The sequence below is a fragment of the Cedecea sp. AS113 genome, assembly GCF_037152415.1.
Classification (GTDB): domain Bacteria; phylum Pseudomonadota; class Gammaproteobacteria; order Enterobacterales; family Enterobacteriaceae; genus Cedecea.
The window spans coordinates 38,410-58,869 of sequence record NZ_JBBCMI010000023.1 but is presented as its reverse complement, the minus strand read 5'-3'; the positions used below and the strand labels follow the sequence as shown (position 1 = coordinate 58,869).

17 protein-coding genes and 1 other RNA gene are annotated in these 20,460 nt (G+C 52.8%); 14 read left to right on the top strand and 4 right to left on the bottom strand.

Translation table 11 applies throughout. The features are described from left to right. Window positions 1–84 precede the first annotated feature (84 nt). The 12 genes from tkt (at window position 85) to WFN87_RS20865 (ending at window position 15,827) form a co-directional block, all read left to right on the top strand. Complete coding sequence (tkt, locus tag WFN87_RS20920) at window positions 85–2,076, top strand: transketolase (protein WP_166995250.1); 1,992 nt, start codon at window positions 85–87, stop codon at window positions 2,074–2,076. Window positions 2,077–2,403: 327 nt separating this feature from the next. Further along, window positions 2,404–3,450 (top strand): erythrose-4-phosphate dehydrogenase, encoded by a 1,047-nt coding sequence (epd, locus tag WFN87_RS20915; protein ID WP_336983653.1) that lies wholly within the window; start codon window positions 2,404–2,406, stop codon window positions 3,448–3,450. A gap of 21 nt (window positions 3,451–3,471) precedes the next feature. Beyond that, a complete protein-coding gene (gene pgk / locus WFN87_RS20910) occupies window positions 3,472–4,635 on the top strand; it encodes a phosphoglycerate kinase (protein ID WP_008461573.1) in 1,164 nt (387 codons plus the stop codon). A gap of 97 nt (window positions 4,636–4,732) precedes the next feature. Then, the gene (fbaA, locus tag WFN87_RS20905) at window positions 4,733–5,812 is read left to right on the top strand and encodes a class II fructose-bisphosphate aldolase (RefSeq protein ID WP_008461574.1); all 1,080 of its coding nucleotides are present in this window, start codon (window positions 4,733–4,735) and stop codon (window positions 5,810–5,812) included. Window positions 5,813–6,214: 402 nt separating this feature from the next. Next, complete coding sequence (gene tdcA / locus WFN87_RS20900) at window positions 6,215–7,153, top strand: transcriptional regulator TdcA (RefSeq protein ID WP_336983652.1); 939 nt, start codon at window positions 6,215–6,217, stop codon at window positions 7,151–7,153. A gap of 101 nt (window positions 7,154–7,254) precedes the next feature. Next, window positions 7,255–8,253: a bifunctional threonine ammonia-lyase/L-serine ammonia-lyase TdcB gene (tdcB, locus tag WFN87_RS20895; protein ID WP_039287573.1), complete on the top strand. Its 999-nt coding sequence runs from the start codon at window positions 7,255–7,257 to the stop codon at window positions 8,251–8,253. A gap of 15 nt (window positions 8,254–8,268) precedes the next feature. Then, window positions 8,269–9,600 (top strand): threonine/serine transporter TdcC, encoded by a 1,332-nt coding sequence (tdcC, locus tag WFN87_RS20890; protein WP_008461579.1) that lies wholly within the window; start codon window positions 8,269–8,271, stop codon window positions 9,598–9,600. Between the two features lie 36 nt (window positions 9,601–9,636). Further along, on the top strand, window positions 9,637–10,845 hold the full coding sequence (tdcD, locus tag WFN87_RS20885; RefSeq protein WP_336708744.1) for a propionate kinase: 1,209 nt from the start codon (window positions 9,637–9,639) through the stop codon (window positions 10,843–10,845). 29 nt (window positions 10,846–10,874) lie between these two features. Beyond that, window positions 10,875–13,169: a formate C-acetyltransferase gene (gene pflB, locus WFN87_RS20880; RefSeq protein WP_166995254.1), complete on the top strand. Its 2,295-nt coding sequence runs from the start codon at window positions 10,875–10,877 to the stop codon at window positions 13,167–13,169. A gap of 171 nt (window positions 13,170–13,340) precedes the next feature. Further along, entirely contained in the window at window positions 13,341–14,201 is an 861-nt protein-coding gene (locus tag WFN87_RS20875; protein WP_008461586.1) for a small-conductance mechanosensitive channel MscS, read from the top strand. Window positions 14,202–14,343: 142 nt separating this feature from the next. Then, window positions 14,344–14,979, top strand: a complete 636-nt coding sequence (gene argO / locus WFN87_RS20870) for an arginine exporter ArgO (protein WP_166878159.1) — start codon at window positions 14,344–14,346, stop codon at window positions 14,977–14,979. 110 nt (window positions 14,980–15,089) lie between these two features. Further along, complete coding sequence (locus WFN87_RS20865; protein WP_008461590.1) at window positions 15,090–15,827, top strand: oxidative stress defense protein; 738 nt, start codon at window positions 15,090–15,092, stop codon at window positions 15,825–15,827. Between the two features lie 53 nt (window positions 15,828–15,880). Here the strand turns inward: WFN87_RS20865 and argP are convergent, their stop codons facing one another. Beyond that, window positions 15,881–16,780 (bottom strand): DNA-binding transcriptional regulator ArgP, encoded by a 900-nt coding sequence (argP, locus tag WFN87_RS20860; RefSeq protein WP_008461592.1) that lies wholly within the window; start codon window positions 16,778–16,780, stop codon window positions 15,881–15,883. 188 nt (window positions 16,781–16,968) lie between these two features. Between argP and rpiA the strand changes: the two genes are divergently transcribed. After that, window positions 16,969–17,628 carry a ribose-5-phosphate isomerase RpiA gene (rpiA, locus tag WFN87_RS20855; protein WP_008461594.1) on the top strand — a complete coding sequence of 220 codons (660 nt, stop codon included), beginning with the start codon at window positions 16,969–16,971 and terminating at the stop codon, window positions 17,626–17,628. 303 nt (window positions 17,629–17,931) lie between these two features. Continuing rightward, window positions 17,932–19,170 carry a phosphoglycerate dehydrogenase gene (serA, locus tag WFN87_RS20850; protein WP_008461595.1) on the top strand — a complete coding sequence of 413 codons (1,239 nt, stop codon included), beginning with the start codon at window positions 17,932–17,934 and terminating at the stop codon, window positions 19,168–19,170. 37 nt (window positions 19,171–19,207) lie between these two features. Here the strand turns inward: serA and WFN87_RS20845 are convergent, their stop codons facing one another. From WFN87_RS20845 to zapA, 3 genes are all read right to left on the bottom strand, one after another. Continuing rightward, window positions 19,208–19,804, bottom strand: coding sequence for a 5-formyltetrahydrofolate cyclo-ligase (locus WFN87_RS20845; protein WP_336983651.1), 597 nt, complete (start codon window positions 19,802–19,804; stop codon window positions 19,208–19,210). 20 nt (window positions 19,805–19,824) lie between these two features. Next, window positions 19,825–20,008: non-coding RNA, 6S RNA (gene ssrS, locus WFN87_RS20840), on the bottom strand. A 41-nt stretch (window positions 20,009–20,049) separates the two neighbouring features. Beyond that, complete coding sequence (gene zapA / locus WFN87_RS20835) at window positions 20,050–20,379, bottom strand: cell division protein ZapA (protein ID WP_008461599.1); 330 nt, start codon at window positions 20,377–20,379, stop codon at window positions 20,050–20,052. Between the last annotated feature and the right edge of the window lie 81 nt (window positions 20,380–20,460).

Here is a 20,460-nt window from a genome sequence, read left to right as displayed (position 1 = left end):
GTACATTGTTGTCACATTTTCGGGCGTAGCCCATAACGCATCGTAGTCAAGGCGCGACCTTCAACCATCCGATCTGGAGTCAAAATGTCCTCTCGTAAAGAGCTTGCCAATGCTATTCGTGCGCTCAGCATGGACGCAGTACAAAAAGCCAAATCCGGTCACCCGGGTGCCCCTATGGGCATGGCCGACATTGCCGAAGTCCTGTGGCGTGATTTCCTGAACCATAACCCACAGAACCCATCCTGGGCTGACCGCGACCGCTTCGTGCTGTCCAACGGCCACGGTTCTATGCTGATTTACAGCCTGCTGCACCTCAGCGGTTATGATCTGCCGATTGAACAGCTGAAAAACTTCCGTCAGCTGCACTCCCAGACTCCGGGCCACCCGGAAGTGGGCTACACCGCCGGTGTTGAAACCACGACTGGCCCACTGGGTCAGGGTATTGCGAACGCGGTCGGTATGGCTATCGCAGAGAAAACGCTGGCGGCACAGTTCAACCGTCCTGGCCACGACATCGTGGACCACTTCACCTATGCATTTATGGGTGACGGCTGCATGATGGAAGGCATCTCTCACGAGGTTTGCTCCCTGGCTGGTACCCTGAAGCTGGGTAAACTGGTTGCGTTCTATGACGACAACGGCATCTCCATCGACGGTCACGTTGAAGGCTGGTTCACCGACGATACCGCAAAACGCTTCGAAGCCTACGGCTGGCATGTCGTGCGCGGTGTAGACGGCCACGATGCCGCGGCTATCAAACGTGCAGTAGAAGAAGCGCGTGCGGTGACCGACAAACCATCCCTGCTGATGTGCAAAACCATCATCGGTTTCGGTTCCCCGAACAAAGCCGGTACCCATGACTCTCATGGCGCCCCGCTGGGTGATGCAGAAATCGCACTGACCCGCGAAGCGCTTGGCTGGAACCACGCACCGTTCGAAATCCCTTCTGACATCTACGCGCAGTGGGATGCGAAAGAAGCGGGGCAGGCTAAAGAAGCCGCATGGAACGAGAAGTTCGCTGCCTACGCGAAAGCCTTCCCGCAGGAAGCCGCAGAGTTCACTCGCCGCGTGAAAGGCGAAATGCCTTCTGACTTCGACGCAAAAGCGAACGAGTTCATCGCTAAGCTGCAGGCTAACCCATCCAAGATCGCCAGCCGTAAAGCTTCCCAGAATGCTATCGAAGCGTTCGGCCCGCTGCTGCCGGAATTCCTGGGTGGCTCCGCTGACCTGGCGCCTTCTAACCTGACTCTCTGGTCTGGTTCTAAAGCGATTAACGAAGATACCGCCGGGAACTACATCCACTACGGCGTGCGCGAATTCGGTATGACCGCTATCGCCAACGGTATCTCCCTGCACGGCGGTTTCCTGCCGTACACCTCTACCTTCCTGATGTTCGTAGAATACGCCCGTAACGCGGTGCGTATGGCTGCGCTGATGAAACAGCGTCAGGTGATGGTGTATACCCACGACTCCATCGGCCTGGGCGAAGATGGCCCGACTCACCAGCCGGTTGAGCAGGTTGCTTCCCTGCGTGTTACCCCGAACATGAGCACCTGGCGCCCATGTGACCAGGTTGAGTCCGCAGTCGCGTGGAAGTACGGCGTTGAGCGTCACGACGGCCCGACCGCGCTGATCCTTTCCCGCCAGAACCTGGCTCAGCAGGATCGTACCGAGCAGCAGCTGAAAGACATCGCTCGCGGCGGCTACGTGCTGAAAGATTGCGCAGGTCAGCCAGAGCTTATCTTCATCGCTACCGGCTCTGAAGTTGAGCTGGCGGTGGCCGCATGGGACAAGCTGACTGCCGAAGGCGTGAAAGCGCGCGTGGTGTCCATGCCGTCTACCGACGCGTTCGACAAGCAGGATGCGGCTTACCGTGAATCCGTGCTGCCGAAAGCCGTTTCTGCTCGTGTGGCTATCGAAGCTGGCATCGCTGACTACTGGTACAAATACGTTGGCCTGAATGGCGCTATCGTTGGCATGACCACCTTCGGTGAGTCTGCACCAGCGGAACTGCTGTTCGAAGAGTTTGGCTTCACCGTGGAAAACGTGGTGAAACAGGCTAAAGCGATTCTGTAATCCGTCTCGCTAACTATCAGGGTCGCTTCGGCGGCCCTTTTTTATGCCGATTATTCCACTTATACCCTGTTCTTTATTCCACCATCGGGGCGCTCAGTTGCAGTTATTCCACCAAAACTGTGATGTACGTCAGAAGTTGAGCGGAGCATGTTGGGGTATCGTTCCTTTTATTCCCGCTTTCGCTTAACATAGCTGAAGCGTTTCAGTCGAATAAATGTTCGACAATTAAGCAAACAAGTGCAGTTTCATGAGTGCGAGGATTCCCCTCAGGCGGTTGCTGGATTACTCTGTCAGCCACTAAATCCCAGGGATTCTGGCAGGAGAGATATGACCGTACGCATCGCTATTAATGGCTTCGGTCGCATTGGGCGCAACGTGGTACGTGCTTTGTACGAATCTGGTCGCCGTGCGGAAATTACCGTGGTAGCAATCAACGAACTGGCAGACGCTGCGGGTATCGCGCATCTGTTGAAGTACGATACCAGCCACGGTCGCTTTGTCTGGGATGTTCGCCAGGAGCGTGAAGTCCTGTTTGTGGGCGACGACAGCATTCGCCTGCTGCATGAACCGACCATTGAAGCGCTCCCGTGGCGTGAACTGGGCGTTGATATCGTGCTGGACTGTACCGGCGTGTTCGGCTCCCGCGCTGACGGTGAAGCCCACCTTGCGGCAGGGGCGAAGAAAGTCCTGTTCTCACACCCTGGCGGTAACGACCTCGATACAACCGTCGTCTACGGCGTGAACCATGAGCAGGTCGAAGACAGCCACCGTATCGTCTCCAATGCCTCCTGCACCACAAACTGTATTATTCCAATCATTAAACTGCTGGATGAAGCGTTTGGCATTGAGTCCGGGACGGTCACTACCATCCACTCGGCCATGCACGATCAGCAGGTGATTGACGCTTACCACCCTGATTTGCGACGCACTCGTGCGGCGAGTCAGTCGATCATTCCGGTGGATACGCGTCTTGCGGCCGGTATCACGCGTATTTTCCCACAATTTAATGACCGTTTTGAGGCGATCGCGGTACGCGTTCCCACGATAAACGTGACGGCCATTGATTTGAGCGTGACGGTCAGAAATTCAGTAAATGCATGTGAAGTCAACCACTTGCTGCAAAAAGCGGCACAGGAAGCATTTCATGGTATAGTTGACTATACGGAATTACCGTTGGTCTCTACTGATTTTAACCACGATCCGCACAGTGCAATCGTCGACGGCACGCAAACGCGGGTCAGTGGGCAACATCTGATTAAAACTCTAGTCTGGTGTGATAACGAATGGGGCTTTGCCAACAGGATGCTCGACACCACGTTGGTTATGGCTCAATGGATTTCAGGTAAGGCGCACGTTGCGTCTGCAAAACTTTAAGAATCAACGAGAGGATTCACCATGTCTGTAATTAAGATGACCGATCTGGATCTGGCGGGCAAACGCGTATTCATCCGTGCCGATCTGAACGTGCCGGTTAAAGACGGGAAAGTCACCAGCGATGCGCGTATCCGTGCATCTCTGCCGACCATTGAACTGGCGCTGAAACAGGGTGCTAAAGTCATGGTGACTTCTCACCTGGGTCGTCCGACCGAAGGCGAGTACAACGAAGAATTCTCTCTGCTGCCAGTGGTTAACTACCTGAAAGACAAGCTGTCTAACCCGGTTCGTCTGGTAAAAGATTACCTGGACGGCGTAGAGGTTGCTGCCGGTGAGCTGGTTGTTCTGGAAAACGTTCGCTTCAACAAAGGCGAGAAAAAAGACGACGAAGCACTGTCCAAAAAATACGCTGCACTGTGCGACGTGTTCGTGATGGATGCTTTCGGGACTGCACACCGTGCGCAGGCTTCTACTCACGGCATCGCTAAATTTGCTGACGTTGCTTGTGCAGGCCCGCTGCTGGCTGACGAACTGGAAGCACTGGGCAAAGCTCTGAAAGAGCCGGCTCGCCCAATGGTTGCTATCGTTGGCGGTTCTAAAGTTTCTACCAAACTGACCGTGCTGGACTCCCTGTCCAAAATCGCTGACCAGCTGATTGTTGGCGGCGGCATCGCGAACACCTTCGTTGCAGCCCAGGGCCACAACGTAGGTAAATCCCTGTACGAAGCAGACCTGGTTGATACCGCTAAAGATCTGCTGACCCGTTGCGACATCCCAGTACCAACCGACGTGCGTGTGGCCACTGAGTTCTCCGAAACTGCGACCGCAACCCTGAAGTCTGTGAACGACATCAAAGACGAAGAGCAGATTCTGGACATGGGCGACGTTTCCGCTGAGAAACTGGCCGTGATCCTGAAAAACGCGAAAACCATTCTGTGGAACGGCCCGGTTGGCGTGTTCGAATTCCCTAACTTCCGTAAAGGGACCGAAATCGTTGCCCGTGCTATCGCAGACAGCGAAGCCTTCTCTATCGCAGGCGGCGGCGACACTCTGGCCGCTATCGACCTGTTCGGTATCGCAGACAAAATTTCCTACATCTCTACCGGTGGCGGCGCATTCCTTGAGTTCGTGGAAGGCAAAGTACTGCCAGCTGTAGCAATGCTCGAAGAGCGCGCTAAGAAGTAATTCCTACGGGCAGGGTAACCTGCCCGTTGATTTATTGCCGCCCGGCAAGATTCAGGACGGTGATTCGATTTTTCCAAGGCCTACAGGACACATCAACATGTCTAAAATTTTTGATTTCGTAAAACCAGGTGTTGTAACTGGCGACGACGTACAGAAAATCTTCCAGGTAGCAAAAGAGAACAACTTTGCTCTTCCAGCCGTTAACTGCGTCGGTACCGACTCTATTAACGCCGTTCTGGAAACCGCTGCGAAAGTAAAATCTCCGGTTATCGTTCAGTTCTCTAACGGCGGTGCTGCATTCATCGCTGGTAAAGGCGTGAAAACTGATGTTCCACAGGGTGCTGCTATCCTGGGCGCAATCTCTGGTGCACACCACGTACATCAGATGGCTGAACACTACGGCGTGCCGGTTATTCTGCACACTGACCACTGCGCTAAGAAACTGCTGCCGTGGATCGACGGCCTGCTGGACGCGGGTGAAAAACACTTTGCCGCTACCGGTAAACCACTGTTCTCTTCCCACATGATTGACCTGTCCGAAGAGTCTCTGGAAGAAAACATCGAAATCAGCTCCAAATACCTGGCTCGCATGTCCAAACTGGGCATGACCCTGGAAATCGAACTGGGCTGCACCGGCGGTGAAGAAGATGGCGTGGACAACAGCCACATGGACGCTTCTGCTCTGTACACCCAGCCAGAAGACGTTGATTACGCTTACACCGAACTGAGCAAAATCAGCCCACGTTTCACCATCGCAGCTTCCTTCGGTAACGTACACGGCGTGTACAAACCAGGTAACGTGGTTCTGACCCCGACCATCCTGCGTGATTCTCAGGAATACGTTTCTAAGAAACACAACCTGCCGCACAACAGCCTGAACTTCGTCTTCCACGGCGGTTCCGGTTCTTCTGCTCAGGAAATCAAAGACTCCGTAAGCTACGGCGTAATCAAAATGAACATCGATACCGATACCCAGTGGGCAACCTGGGACGGCATCCTGAACTACTACAAAGAAAACGAAGCTTACCTGCAGGGTCAGCTGGGTAACCCGAAAGGCGCTGACCAGCCGAACAAAAAATACTACGATCCACGTGTCTGGCTGCGCGCAGCTCAGACCTCTATGATCGTTCGCCTGGAGCAGGCATTCAAAGAGCTGAACGCGGTAGACGTTCTGTAATTTGAGCTAATATTTGCTTCGATAAAAACCCGCCTTGGCGGGTTTTTTTATATTCAAATATAAGCGTAATATTTGCAGCCATTTTTAATTCTTTGTTTTATGCACCTTACTCTGAGTAAATAAACGTCAATATTGATAAGTTTTCAGTCTGAATAAGAGTTTATGGCTGGTTATATGAATTTATTATCTCCATAAATTTCTTTTATTCAGGATGTTTAGGTTGACCTTAATCATGGAAATAGCAAATTATAAAAAATTAACTCATTGTTATTTATGGGTTTATATTCATTTGGTTGCTTGTTGTACTGATGAGGGTTGAGCTCTTGTGAGTCGCCGCACATAACATAGTAGGGAGAATACGTAAGATCGCCGCCATTGATAACTTATTAGGCATGGCGCTTTATGGATAATACGACATTACCTAAAACACAGCACCTGGTTGTATTTCAGGAAGTGGTAAGAAGTGGTTCATTTGGCTCTGCGGCGAAGCAGCTAAGATTGACTCAGCCTGCGGTAAGTAAAATTATCAGCGATATGGAAGCCTTGTTTGGTCTGGAGCTTATCATTCGCAAAAATACCGGTGTTCAGCTTACGGCTGCCGGTAAAGTACTGCTCGGTTACGCCGAGTCGATTACCCGCGAAATGCGCAACATGTGCAACGAAATGAACAGTCTGGTCGGTAGCGAAGCGGTAGATGTTTCATTCGGCTATCCTTCACTTATCGGTTTTACCTTCCTGCCGGGCATGATGAAAGCCTTTAAAGAGCAGTATCCACAGGCTGAAGTTTCAATGTTTGAAGCTCAACTTTGCTCCTTCTTACCGGCGATACGTGACGGCAGGCTGGATTTTGCCATCGGTACGCTGAGCGATGAGATGCTGCTTCAGGATTTGCATATCGAACCCCTGTTTGAATCAGAGTTTGTTCTGGTAGCCGGACGAACACGAACGCGCGGAGGCGTGATGACGCTCCGCTCATTAAGCCATGAGCAGTGGGTGTTGCCTCAAACCGAAATGGGCTACTACAGTGAACTTCTGACCATCCTGCAACAGAACCATATCACCAGCGATAAAATCATTAAAACCGACTCAGTTGTCACCATTTATAACATGGTGTTGACCGCCGGTTTCCTGACGATTATTCCCCGTGAAATGATCGCACCTTTTGGCTCTCAGGAGTTTGTTCAAATTCCATTAACGGATGAATTACCTGTTGCACGCTATGCTGCGGTATGGTCGAAAAATTGCCGTATAAAAAAATCAGCGGCGACTCTGGTTGAATTAGCCAAAGTGCATTCAGTGCGTAGTAAATATCAATTTAATAAATTAACGGTGGTGGCTTAGCTTACTTAGCATAATCACTTTTTATCACTCATTAAATTAAAAAGGCGAGTTTTTTATTATTCGCTACGAATATCTTTTATTGCTTTGATGCGGAGATCAACATGCATATAGATAATGAATTGCCAGTCACAATTAACGATGTTCTTGAAGCGAAAAAAAGAATATCTGGATTTGTGTATAAAACCGGGATGCCTCGCTCTAATTATCTTAGCGAATGCTGTAAGGGCGACATCTATTTGAAATTTGAAAACATGCAACGTACCGGTTCGTTTAAAATGCGCGGTGCTTTCAATAAACTCAGTTCACTGAGTGAAGAAGAAAGAGCCCGGGGCGTGGTGGCCTGTTCTGCGGGTAACCATGCTCAGGGTGTTTCATTGTCATGTGCGCTGCTCGGTATTAACGGCAAAGTGGTGATGCCTAAAGGTGCACCGAAGTCAAAAGTTGCCGCCACGACTGACTATTCAGCTCAAGTGATTATCCACGGCGATAATTTTAACGAAACCATCGCCAAGGTCAGCGAAATTGTTGAGACGGAAGGGCGTATCTTTATCCCACCTTACGATGATGAAAAAGTCATTGCCGGGCAGGGGACGATTGGCCTGGAAATTCTTGAAGACCTTTACGACGTCGATAACGTGATTGTGCCGATTGGCGGCGGCGGCCTGATTGCTGGCATTGCGGTAGCCATTAAATCCATTAATCCGACGATTAATATTATTGGCGTACAGGCAGAAAACGTCCACGGCATGGCGTCTTCTTTCCGTACTGGTGAAATTACCGCGTATCGAGCAAGCAGTACATTAGCTGACGGTTGTGATGTTGCCCGACCAGGAAAGCTAACCTTCGAAATCGTTAAGAAATTAGTCACCGATATTATTTTGGTTAGCGAAGAAGAGATCAGAAACAGTATGGTCGCGCTTATTCAGAGAAATAAAATTGTCACTGAAGGTGCTGGGGCACTGGCTTCCGCTGCATTATTAAGCGGCAAGCTCGACCAGTACATTAAAGGCCGTAAAACCGTGAGTATTATTTCTGGTGGAAATATCGATTTGTCTCGTGTCTCTGAAATTACTGGCGCAGCGGAAGCCTGCCTGGTCTAAATAAGGATCTTCATTATGAGTAATGTAGAAACAACCCTTGTTGGTCAAAAAGAGTCCTCCCTGTGGCGTAAGTCCGATACCACCTGGACTTTAGGTCTGTTTGGTACCGCCATTGGCGCTGGGGTCCTGTTTTTCCCGATTCGCGCGGGCTACGGCGGGCTTATCCCAATACTTATCATGCTTGTTCTTGCCTATCCGATAGCCTTCCTTTGCCACCGCGCGCTGGCACGACTGTGCCTTTCCGGCAGCAATCCGTCGGGGAATATCACCGAAGTTGTCGAGGAGCATTTTGGTAAAACGGGGGGCGTCGTTATCACCTTCCTTTATTTCTTCGCGATTTGCCCGCTGCTGTGGATTTACGGCGTCACCATTACTAACACCTTCATGACCTTCTGGGAAAATCAGCTCCAGCTGATGCCCTTAAATCGTGGGCTGGTAGCGCTATTCCTGCTGATGCTGATGGCCTTTGTCATCTTCTTTGGTAAGGATCTGATGGTGAAGGTGATGAGCTGGCTTGTGTTCCCGTTTATCGCCAGCCTGGTCATTATTTCCCTGTCGCTTATTCCCTACTGGAATTCAGCGGTTATCGATCAGGTGAACCTGAGTGAAATCGCGTTGACCGGCCATGACGGCATCCTGGTGACCGTGTGGCTCGGGATCTCCATCATGGTGTTCTCCTTTAACTTCTCGCCGATCGTCTCTTCCTTTGTGGTGTCGAAGCGTGAAGAGTACGAAGCGGACTTCGGGAAAGCCTATACCGAAGACAAGTGCTCAAAAATCATCTCGCGTGCCAGCATGTTGATGGTTGGCGTGGTGATGTTCTTCGCCTTTAGCTGCCTGTTCACGCTGTCGCCACAGAATATGGCCGAAGCAAAAGCGCAGAACATCCCGGTGCTCTCCTATCTTGCTAACCATTTCTCTTCACTCTCTGGTTCGAAGTCTACTTTTGCCACGGTGCTGGAATATGGCGCGTCGATTATTGCCCTGGTCGCTATTTTCAAATCTTTCTTCGGCCACTATCTGGGCACGCTGGAAGGGTTGAATGGCCTGGTCCTGAAGTTTGGCTATAAGAGTGACAAAACGAAGGTTTCCGAGGGCAAACTTAATCTGATCAGCATGGTGTTTATCATGGGGTCAACCTGGGTTGTCGCCTACGCCAACCCAAATATTCTTGACCTGATTGAAGCGATGGGCGCCCCGATCATTGCCTCGTTGCTTTGCCTGCTGCCGATGTACGCGATTCGCAAAGTGCCGGCGCTGAGCAAATACAAAGGCAGAAGTGAAAATATCTTTGTTACCGTGATCGGCTTACTGACGATCCTTAACATCGTATACAAAATCTTGTAATTAACTGTCATTGGCTCAGGATGAGTGAACGTTAATATGAATGAATATCCGGTAATATTAACCATAAATTGCGGTTCATCTTCGGTTAAATTCTCCGTGCTGGATGAATTAACCATGGAGCCACTTTTAACGGGTATTTGCGAAGGTATAAATACCGAAGCCGCAATGCTTATCGTTAATAGCGGTGAGCCGGTAAAGCTGGCGCATTCTGATTATGAGGATGCGCTGGCGGCAATCTCCCTCGAGCTTGAAAGACGTCATTTGACCGAAAGCGTGGCCTATATAGGCCACCGCATTGCTCACGGCGGGGCGATTTTTGGCGAGTCGGTATTGCTTACGGACGACGTCGTGGAGCAAATCCGCGCGGTCTCGCCTCTCGCGCCGCTGCACAACTATGCCAATCTCAGTGGCGTGGCTTCGGCCAGGCTGCGCTTCCCTGGCGTGCCGCAGGTTGCCGTGTTTGATACCAGCTTTCACCAGACGATGAAACCTGAAGCCTATCTTTACGGCCTGCCATACCGCTATTTCAACGAGCACGGCGTCAGGCGTTATGGATTCCACGGGACCTCTCACCGCTATGTTTCCATGCAGGCAAGCGAGCTACCTGAACTGCAAGGGCGTTCATTGGGGCTGGTGATTGCTCATCTGGGCAACGGGGCTTCAGTGTGCGCGGTTGTTGACGGGCAAAGCGCTGATACCTCGATGGGGATGACGCCGCTGGAAGGTTTGATCATGGGGACACGCTGCGGCGATGTCGACTTTGGGGCGATGGTGTGGCTGGCAAGGCAGACCGGGCAGTCGCTGGACGATCTTGAGCAGGTGGCAAATACCGAGTCAGGGTTGTTGGGGCTTTCAGGTATATCTTCTGACTTACGGACGCTGGAAAAAGCCTGGCAGCAGGGGGATACCCGCGCGGAGTTGGCTATCAACACGTTTGTACATCGTATTGCCAAAACCATCGGCGGGCACGCAACTTCGCTGCCACATTTTGATGGGCTAATTTTTACTGGCGGCATTGGTGAAAACTCAGCTCTTATTCGCCGTCTGGTTATTCAACATTTAAGGGTATTCGGTTTCGAACTGAATGAAGAAAAAAATATGCGGCCTAATTCTGACGGCGAGCGTGTTATTTCAACCCAGAACTCGGCAGTACTGTGTGCAGTTATTCCGACCAACGAAGAAAAAATGATTGCTCTTGATGCCCGTGAATTGGGCAAGGCATCGGAGCTTGCGGCATTCGCTTAATTTTATTTGCGGTACAGAGGATTGAATGCATGAAAATGGATATTGATATTTCCCATGATAATTATGCTCAGGCCTGGCAGCAGTTTCGTGGGGAATGCTGGCAGCATGAAATTAATGTTCGGGATTTTATCCAGCAAAACTACACACCGTATGAGGGGGATGATGCGTTTCTGGCGAGCGCAACATCTGAGACGACGGCGCTCTGGGAAAAGGTGATGGAGGGTATTCGCGTTGAAAATGCCACTCATGCCCCGGTCGATTTTGATACTAACGTGGCCACGTCCATTACCGCCCATGCCCCCGGTTACATTATCCAGCAGCATGAGAAAATTGTTGGCCTTCAGACGGACCAGCCGCTAAAGCGCGCGCTGCATCCTTTCGGCGGCATCAATATGATCAAAAGTTCGTTTGAAGCCTATGGCCGCAAAATGGACCCTGAGTTTGAGTATCAGTTTACCGAGCTGAGGAAAACGCACAATCAGGGCGTGTTCGACGTTTATTCGCCGGATATTCTGCGCTGCCGCAAGTCCGGCGTACTGACTGGGCTGCCTGATGGTTACGGGCGTGGCCGAATCATCGGCGATTACCGCCGCGTGGCGCTGTACGGCATTGCTTATCTGGTTCGCGAACGTGAGCTACAGTTTGCCGATCTGCAGCAAAAGCTTGAACGCGGCGAGGATCTTGAGGCAACGATTCGCCTGCGAGAAGAACTGTCGGAGCATCGCCACGCACTGCTGCAAATACAGGACATGGCCGCTGGCTACGGTTTCGATATCTCGAGGCCGGCGAGCAACGCACAGGAGGCGATTCAGTGGCTTTATTTCGCCTATCTGGCGGCGGTGAAGTCGCAAAACGGCGGAGCGATGTCGCTGGGGCGCACCGCAACCTTTATCGATGTTTATATTGAGCGCGATCTTCGCTCTGGCCTGCTCAATGAGCAACAGGCGCAGGAGCTTATTGACCACTTCATTATGAAAATCCGCATGGTGCGCTTCCTGCGCACGCCGGAGTTTGATTCGCTGTTCTCCGGGGATCCTATTTGGGCAACGGAAGTGTTAGGCGGAATGGGGCAGGATGGTCGTACTCTGGTGACCAAAAGTACCTTCCGCTATTTGAATACGCTTTACACCATGGGGCCTGCGCCGGAGCCGAATTTGACCATCCTTTGGTCTGAGGCGCTGCCGAAAGCGTTCAAGGTTTATGCCGCCAGAGTGTCGATTGAAACCTCGTCATTGCAGTATGAAAATGATGATCTGATGCGCAGCGATTTCGCCAGCGACGACTATGCGATTGCCTGCTGCGTTAGCCCGATGGTGATTGGCAAACAGATGCAGTTCTTTGGCGCTCGCGCCAACCTGGCAAAAACGCTGCTGTACTGCATCAACGGGGGAATGGATGAAAAGCTGAAGATCCAGGTTGGGCCGAAAACGCCAATGTTGCTCGACGATGTGCTGGACTACGACAAGGTGATGACCAGCCTCGACAGCTTTATGGATTGGTTGGCGGTGCAGTACGTGACGGCCCTGAACCTGATCCACTACATGCACGATAAATACAGCTACGAAGCTTCGCTGATGGCCCTGCATGACCGGGATGTTTACCGCACGATGGCCTGCGGCATCGCCGGGCTTTCGGTGGCGGTGGATTCACTTTCTGCCATCAAACACGCCGTGGTTAAGCCGGTGCGCGACCATACCGGGCTGGCGGTGGATTTCGTGATTGAGGGCGACTATCCGCAATACGGCAATAACGACGATCGCGTGGACGCCATTGCCTGCGATCTGGTTGAGCGTTTTATGAAGAAAATTCAGGCGCTGCCAACTTATCGCGATGCCGTGCCGACGCAGTCTATTTTGACCATTACGTCGAATGTGGTTTACGGGCAAAAAACGGGGAACACGCCAGATGGCCGCAGGGGAGGAACGCCGTTTGCACCCGGTGCGAACCCGATGCACGGGCGAGACACTAAAGGAGCTGTAGCCTCGTTAACCTCCGTGGCTAAGCTGCCGTTCAGCTACGCAAAAGATGGTATCTCTTATACGTTTTCCATCGTGCCTGCGGCGCTGGGGAAAGAGGATTCCATTCGCTGCCTGAACCTGGTCGGCTTGCTTGATGGCTACTTCCACCACGATGTCAAAACGGAAGGCGGGCAGCACCTGAACGTCAACGTGTTGAACCGTGAAATGCTGATGGATGCCATCGCGCATCCTGAAAATTATCCGACACTGACCATTCGTGTTTCTGGCTACGCGGTGCGTTTCAACGCGCTTACCCGCGAGCAGCAGCAGGATGTTATTTCCCGGACCTTCACACAAACGTTGTAAGCCCACTTTTAGCCCGGACATTCGTCCGGGCTTTTCCCTTTTTTTGCCGCATTAATACGCAATTTGAGATCAATTTTGTGACGTACTTGGCACATCCATGCGTTTTTGTTTACCCTTTACGGTTTGAACTGCCTTACCGGGCGGAGAAACTTTTCAGACAAGGAACAGTAAATGGAAGATCTCAACGTAGTAGACAGTATTCATAATGCGGGGGGCTGGCTGGTACGCAATCAGGAGCTGCTCCTGAGCTATGCGGTAAATATCGTCGCCGCCGTGGCCATTTTGATCGCCGGGATGATCGTTGCCCGTCTGGTCTCCGGAGCCGTTAATCGCCTGATGCTGGCTCGCAGCATCGACAGCACTGTCGCCGACTTTCTTTCCGCGCTGGTGCGCTACGGGATTATTGCCTTCACGCTGATTGCGGCCCTGAGCCGTGTCGGGGTGCAGACAGCTTCGGTGATTGCCGTGCTGGGTGCCGCCGGTCTGGCCGTTGGTTTGGCGCTGCAGGGTTCCCTGTCCAACCTGGCTGCAGGCGTGTTGCTCGTTACCTTCCGCCCGTTCCGTACCGGGGAGTATGTCGATCTCGGCGGCATTGCGGGCACCGTGCTGAACGTGCAAATCTTCTCCACCACGCTGCGTACCGTGGATGGCAAAATCGTGGTTGTGCCGAACGGCAAAATCATCGCCGGGAATATCATTAACTTCTCCCGGGAACCTGCCCGCCGCAACGAGTTCATCATCGGCGTGGCCTACGATGCCGACATCGATCAAGTTAAGCAGATCCTGACTGACATCATCACCAGCGACGAGCGCGTGCTGAAGGATCGCGATATCACCGTGCGCCTGAACGAGCTTGGCCCTTCATCCGTCAACTTTGTGGTGCGGGCATGGAGCAAAAGCGGTGACCTGCAAAACGTTTATTGGGACGTGCTGGAGCGCATCAAGAAAGCGCTTGATGCCAACGGCATCGGTATTCCTTATCCGCAAATGGACGTTCACGTTCGCCAGATGAAAGACTCTGATAACGCATAACCTCCGGGGCCAGCTTTCGCTGGCCTTATTTTCACCTGCAATTATTAGCCATGATTATAAGCGATTAAAAATATCAATTTCCTCTAATAATTTTTGCGCATTACACTCACGCTCAATGATGAACAGTTAAAGGGTGTGTCGCGTGTTATCTTATTATTTTCAGGGCATTGCATTGGGAGCCGCGCTAATTCTGCCTCTGGGGCCGCAAAATGCCTTCGTGATGAATCAGGGCATTCGTCGCCAGTACCATCTGATGATTGCTTCCCTGTGCGCGTTGAGCGACATCATTCTGATTTGCGGCGGGATTTTTGGCGGCAGCGCCATTCTGATGCAGTCTCCCTGGCTGCTGGCGCTGGTCACCTGGGGCGGCGTGGCATTTCTGCTGTGGTATGGCTGGGGTGCGCTGCGCACGGCGATGAGCAGCAACCTGGAGCTGGCTTCGGCCGAAGTGTTGAAGCAGGGGCGCTGGAAAATCGTGGTCACCATGCTCGCGGTGACCTGGCTCAACCCGCACGTCTATCTGGACACCTTTGTGGTACTTGGTAGCCTGGGGGGCCAGCTTGCGGACGAAGCAAAACGCTGGTTCGCGCTGGGAACCATTAGCGCCTCTATTCTCTGGTTTTACGGCCTGGCTATTCTTGCCGCCTGGCTGGCCCCTCGTCTTCGTACCGCAAAAGCGCAGCGCATTATCAACGGGGTGGTTGGGATTGTGATGTGGTTTATTGCCGCTCAGCTGGCCCGGGATGGCGTGCAGCACATCGCGGCACTCGTGGGCTAATTCGCCATAATCTGATAGACAAGTTACCATTCCAGGCTAAGCTTGCTGGCAGACGTCGGGAGTTTGTTGAACGGCGTAATCACAGTGGAACGTAGCACGGAGGAGTTACAGTGAAGTTTAAAATTTTAGCATTAGCCGCGTTAATGGGATTAGGTTCTGTTTCTGTGCAGGCGGGTGAGTTGCCAAACGGCCCTCACGTGGTCACCTCCGGGACAGCCAGCGTCGATGCCGTTCCTGATATCGCCACGCTTGCTATCGAAGTCAACGTGTCCGCTAAGGACGCCGCTTCTGCCAAAAAACAGGCCGACGATCGCGTGGCGCAATACCTGACCTTCCTGCAGAAAAATGGCGTAGAGAAGAAGGACATCAATGCCGCTAACCTGCGCACACAGCCAGAGTATGACTACCTGAAAGACGGTAAAACTCAGTTGAAGGGCTACCGTGCGGTACGTCAGGTGGAAGTCACGCTGCGTCAGCTGGATAAAATGAACGAGCTGCTGGATGGCGCGCTGAAGTCTGGCCTGAACGAAATCCGTTCCGTGTCGCTGGGCGTTGCGCATCCAGAAGAGTACAAAGACAAAGCACGTAAAGAAGCGATTAACGATGCAACCCGCCAGGCGAAGCTCCTGGCCGAAGGCTTTAACAGCAAGCTGGGCCCGGTCTACAGCGTGCGTTACCACGTGTCTAACTACCAGCCCGCGCCGATGGTTCGCATGATGAAAGCGGACGCGGCCGCACCGGCTTCCGCTCAGGATACCTACGATCAGCAGACTATTCAGTTTGACGATCAGGTCGATGTGGTGTTTGAACTGCAGGGCGCACAAACCCCTGCGGCACCTGCTCAGTAAGATGTGATCTTCACCTTAACCCTCGCCGCAGCCGGCGAGGGTTAATCAAAGCGTTATTCCGTATCCTGCCTCAAGACCTTGTGCCCGTACTCCAGCAACGCATCCGTCACGTTGCGCATCATGCGGCTTTCCGGTGCAAAGCGGTGCCAGTAGAGCATGCGGCGCTGCAGCAGACCCGGTGTCAGGTCGATTAATTCCCCGCTATTTAACTCGCGCTCAATTTGCAGGTGCGGGATCATGCAGCATGTTGTGCCCTGGCGAGCCAGCTGCACAAAGGCCTCCGAAGAGTTAACGATGTGGCACGGCACGCTGCCTGGGGACAGATCAAAGTTCTGCTGTAAAAATGCCTGATGCATATCGTCGAGATGATCAAAGGCTACGGCAGGGGCTTTTAGCAGCGCCGACCGCGTGACGCCATTCGGGAAATAACGCTCGGCAAAATCTTTCGACCCCACAAACAGATAGTCCAGCGCGCCCAGGCGATCCACCAGGCAGCTCGGCAGCGGCTGAGGTTGGATGGATACCGCCCCAACCACTTCCCCGCGACGCAGGCGTTCCTGAGTACGGGTTTCATCTTCCACTTGAAGATTCAGGCGAATGGGGGAGTCGGCCAGAACCGGCGCAAGGGCCGGTAGCAGCCAGGTGGCCAGACTGTCGGCGTTAACTGCCAGCGAAAGCAGCAGCGGCGTGGAGCCGGTTTGCTCATCGCCCAGCCACTCTTCTTCCAGCAGTTCCACCTGGCGTAAAAGTGCCAGCAGTTTTTGGCCCTGCTCGGTGGGGCGGGGCGGCACGGTACGCACCAACAATGGCTGGCCGAACATCGTTTCCAGTTGCTTAATACGTTGTGACACCGCCGACTGAGTAATGCACAGCTTCTGCGCCGCACGCTCAAATCCTCGTTCACGAATTACCGCATCCAGCGCCTGCAGCGTTCTGTAGTCCGGGCGTTTCATTGTTGTTCATCTGCTCCTGATTTCGTCGTGCAGCCACTATGACATAAATTTGCCGCTGATTCAGACCAAATCAGCAAGCTGACATTGTGTTTGAACGTGATGGGGTTTGCAGTGCGGCAAAGCCGGGGACATTTTTCCGCCGCATGCTCTATAATGCGCGTCAGTTTCCACATCACAGGCATAAAATTATGACGCAGGATGAACTGAAAAAAGCAGTCGGATGGGCAGCACTCCAGTATGTGCAGCCGGGCACCATTGTGGGCGTGGGCACGGGCTCAACCGCCGCGCATTTTATTGATGCTTTGGGCACCATCAAACACCAGATTGAAGGTGCTGTTTCCAGCTCCGACGCTTCTACCGCGAAACTGAAAAGTCTTGGGATCCCCGTGTTCGATCTCAACGAGGTGGATTCATTAGGCGTCTACGTCGACGGTGCCGATGAGATCAACCACCAGATGCAGATGATTAAAGGCGGTGGCGCAGCGCTGACTCGCGAGAAAATCATCGCCTCCGTTGCCGACAAGTTTGTTTGCATCGCGGACGCCTCCAAGCAGGTTGATATTCTCGGTAACTTCCCGCTGCCGGTGGAAGTGATTCCTATGGCGCGCAGCGCCGTCGCGCGTGAACTGGTAAAACTGGGTGGTCGCCCGGAGTACCGTCAAGGCGTGGTCACGGACAACGGTAACATCATTCTGGATGTGCATGGTTTGAGCATCATGGAACCGATGAAGCTGGAAAACATCATCAACGGTATGCCTGGCGTTGTTACCGTGGGCCTGTTTGCGAACCGTGGCGCGGATGTGGCGCTGATCGGTACCGCTGACGGCGTAAAAACCATCGTGAAATGATCTGACCGGGGCGCGTTCTGCGCCCCAAAAAACCGTATAAAAAATGACAAATTATTTTAACCGTATTTTTGGTGACATATATCACATTTTGGTAACAGTTCTGTGATTCATGCCTGGTTCACTCTCCCGCTCAGCATTTTATTCTGACTCTCGCCGCCTTATTCCCGCCTGACGATACGGCGACGCAATCGTTCATATTGCCCCAAACGTAGATTTTGATATTTTGACAGAAGGGTAACTTATAGGCGGTGGCGCATCACCGCCTAAAAACGAATACAACAGCACTGAAAATAGGGTCGGGAAATGGCAAAAGTATCACTGGATAAAGACAGAATTAAATTCCTGCTTGTGGAAGGCGTGCACCAGAAGGCGGTAGACAGCCTCCGTGCAGCGGGATACACCAACATTGAATTCCATAAAGGCGCGCTGGATTCCGAAGCGCTCAAAGAGTCGATCCGTGATGCTCACTTCATTGGCCTGCGTTCCCGCACCCATTTGACCGAAGAGATCTTTGCCGCGGCTGAAAAACTGGTGGCTGTAGGCTGCTTCTGCATCGGCACCAACCAGGTTGATCTGGATGCGGCGGCGAAGCGCGGTATTCCGGTGTTCAACGCCCCGTTCTCGAACACCCGTTCCGTTGCTGAACTGGTGATTGGTGAATTGCTGCTGTTGCTGCGCGGCATTCCTGAAGCTAACGCCAAAGCGCACCGTGGCGTGTGGAACAAGCTGGCGGTAGGCTCTTTTGAGGCCCGTGGTAAAAAGCTGGGCATCATTGGCTACGGCCACATCGGTACGCAGCTGGGGATTTTGGCTGAATCCCTGGGGATGCACGTCTACTTCTACGATATCGAAAACAAGCTGCCGCTGGGCAACGCGACTCAGGTTCAGCATCTCTCCGACCTGCTGAATATGAGCGATGTGGTTAGTCTGCACGTGCCGGAAAACGCCTCCACCAAAAACATGATTGGCGCGAACGAGCTGGCCTTGATGAAGCCGGGCTCTCTGCTGATCAACGCCTCTCGCGGTACGGTGGTAGATATTCCTGCTCTGTGCGGTGCGCTTTCCAGCAAGCATCTGTCTGGTGCGGCTATCGACGTCTTCCCGACCGAACCGGCCACCAACAGCGATCCGTTTAACTCTCCGCTGTGCGAGTTTGATAACGTGATCCTGACCCCGCACATCGGCGGCTCAACTCAGGAAGCGCAGGAAAACATCGGCCTGGAAGTGGCGGGCAAACTGGCGAAATACTCGGATAACGGCTCTACGTTGTCTGCGGTTAACTTCCCGGAAGTTTCTCTGCCGCTGCACGGGGGCACCAGCAGCCGCCTGCTGCACATTCATGAGAACCGCCCTGGCATTCTGACCGCGCTTAACCAGATCTTTGCTGAGCAGGGTATCAACATTGCCGCTCAGTTCCTGCAGACTACGCCGCACATGGGTTACGTAGTAATTGATATTGATGCGCCGGAAGATGTGGCTGAGAAAGCGCTGAAGTCAATGAAAGCGATTCCGGGCACCATCCGTGCCCGTCTGCTGTACTGATCTGACCATGGCCTCTTCCCCGAAGGGGGAAGGGGCATCACCACTGCCAAAGGCGCGATGGCGTCACCACGGCAGGCAAAGGAATATCCCACTGTTCTACCGGCAACGTCTCCACCTGCTGGCAATCATGCGCCAGGCCAACCGGGTAGAAACCGTGCTGCTGCCAGTGCTGCAGCGTTCTGTCGTAAAACCCGCCGCCCATCCCCAGACGCTGGCCTGTTTCATCGAAGGCAACCAGCGGCGTGACCAGTACATCCAGCTTATTCAGCGGTAGCACGTCGCGAACATCCAGCTTAGGCTCAAGAATTTTCAGGCGATTGGTGACCAGGTGACTTTGCGGCGTGTAGCGTAAAAACAGCAGGTTGCCGGGGCTAAAAGGATGAAGCACCGGGAGATAAACGTTTTTGCCTGCCCGCCATAAAGCCTGAATCAGCGGAGTGGTATTCAGTTCCCCGTCGAACGAGAGAAACAACGCTACGGTCTGAGCACGAATGACCGGCTCAAACGCCAGCATGCGTTCGGCAGCCTGTAGGGCAAAGGTTTGTTGTTCTGTGGGAGTGAGCGACCGGCGTCGCTGCCGAATCGTTTGGCGAATGTCCTGACGAAGCGTTGAGGTTAACGGGATATGCGTCATGATGGCCGGGTAGTAAAGAGGGAATCTCCGAGATGCCGCCGCAGGCTGTAACCCTTGAACCCTTGGTTCAAGGTGAGTGTGTCGTCATGGTTTTAAGGCTTCTCGGACGGACCGAGCATGCTCACCAACCGCGGAGCGCCACACTCTTGTGGTATGAAATATCGGCTCAGGGGACTGGCCCGCTTGCAAACATCTCAGAGAAATTTTGTCTTCGAAGTTACTCTACCACAGTCAACTGCGAAGTGTTATTCAAACTTTGGACCCTGTCGGTCTGCAATGCGACCTTGCTCAAGCAATGCTTGTTCGATGGTCTGCTGTAGCATCCGAATACGCTCTTCCATATTGGCGGCGTAGTCACGGGTTTTCGACTTTTCCTGAGCCAGTTCGTAGCAAATGTTAAGTGCTGCGATGAACACCAGCTGCTCGGTATTTGTGACTCTAGTGCGAACTTTTAAATCTTGCAACCGCTGATTCAGCTCTTCCGCAGCCTGATTCAGCGCATCCTGTTGTTCAGGCGGACAATTCACGCGCAATGAACGACCGAAAATTTGAATATCGACTGGTTGTGCAGACATGCCACCTTCCTGCTGTTTACTCGCCTGCCTTTACGCTACCGGCCCCGGTAGCGGAAGGGGCGCCACTATAGCTATCCCGAT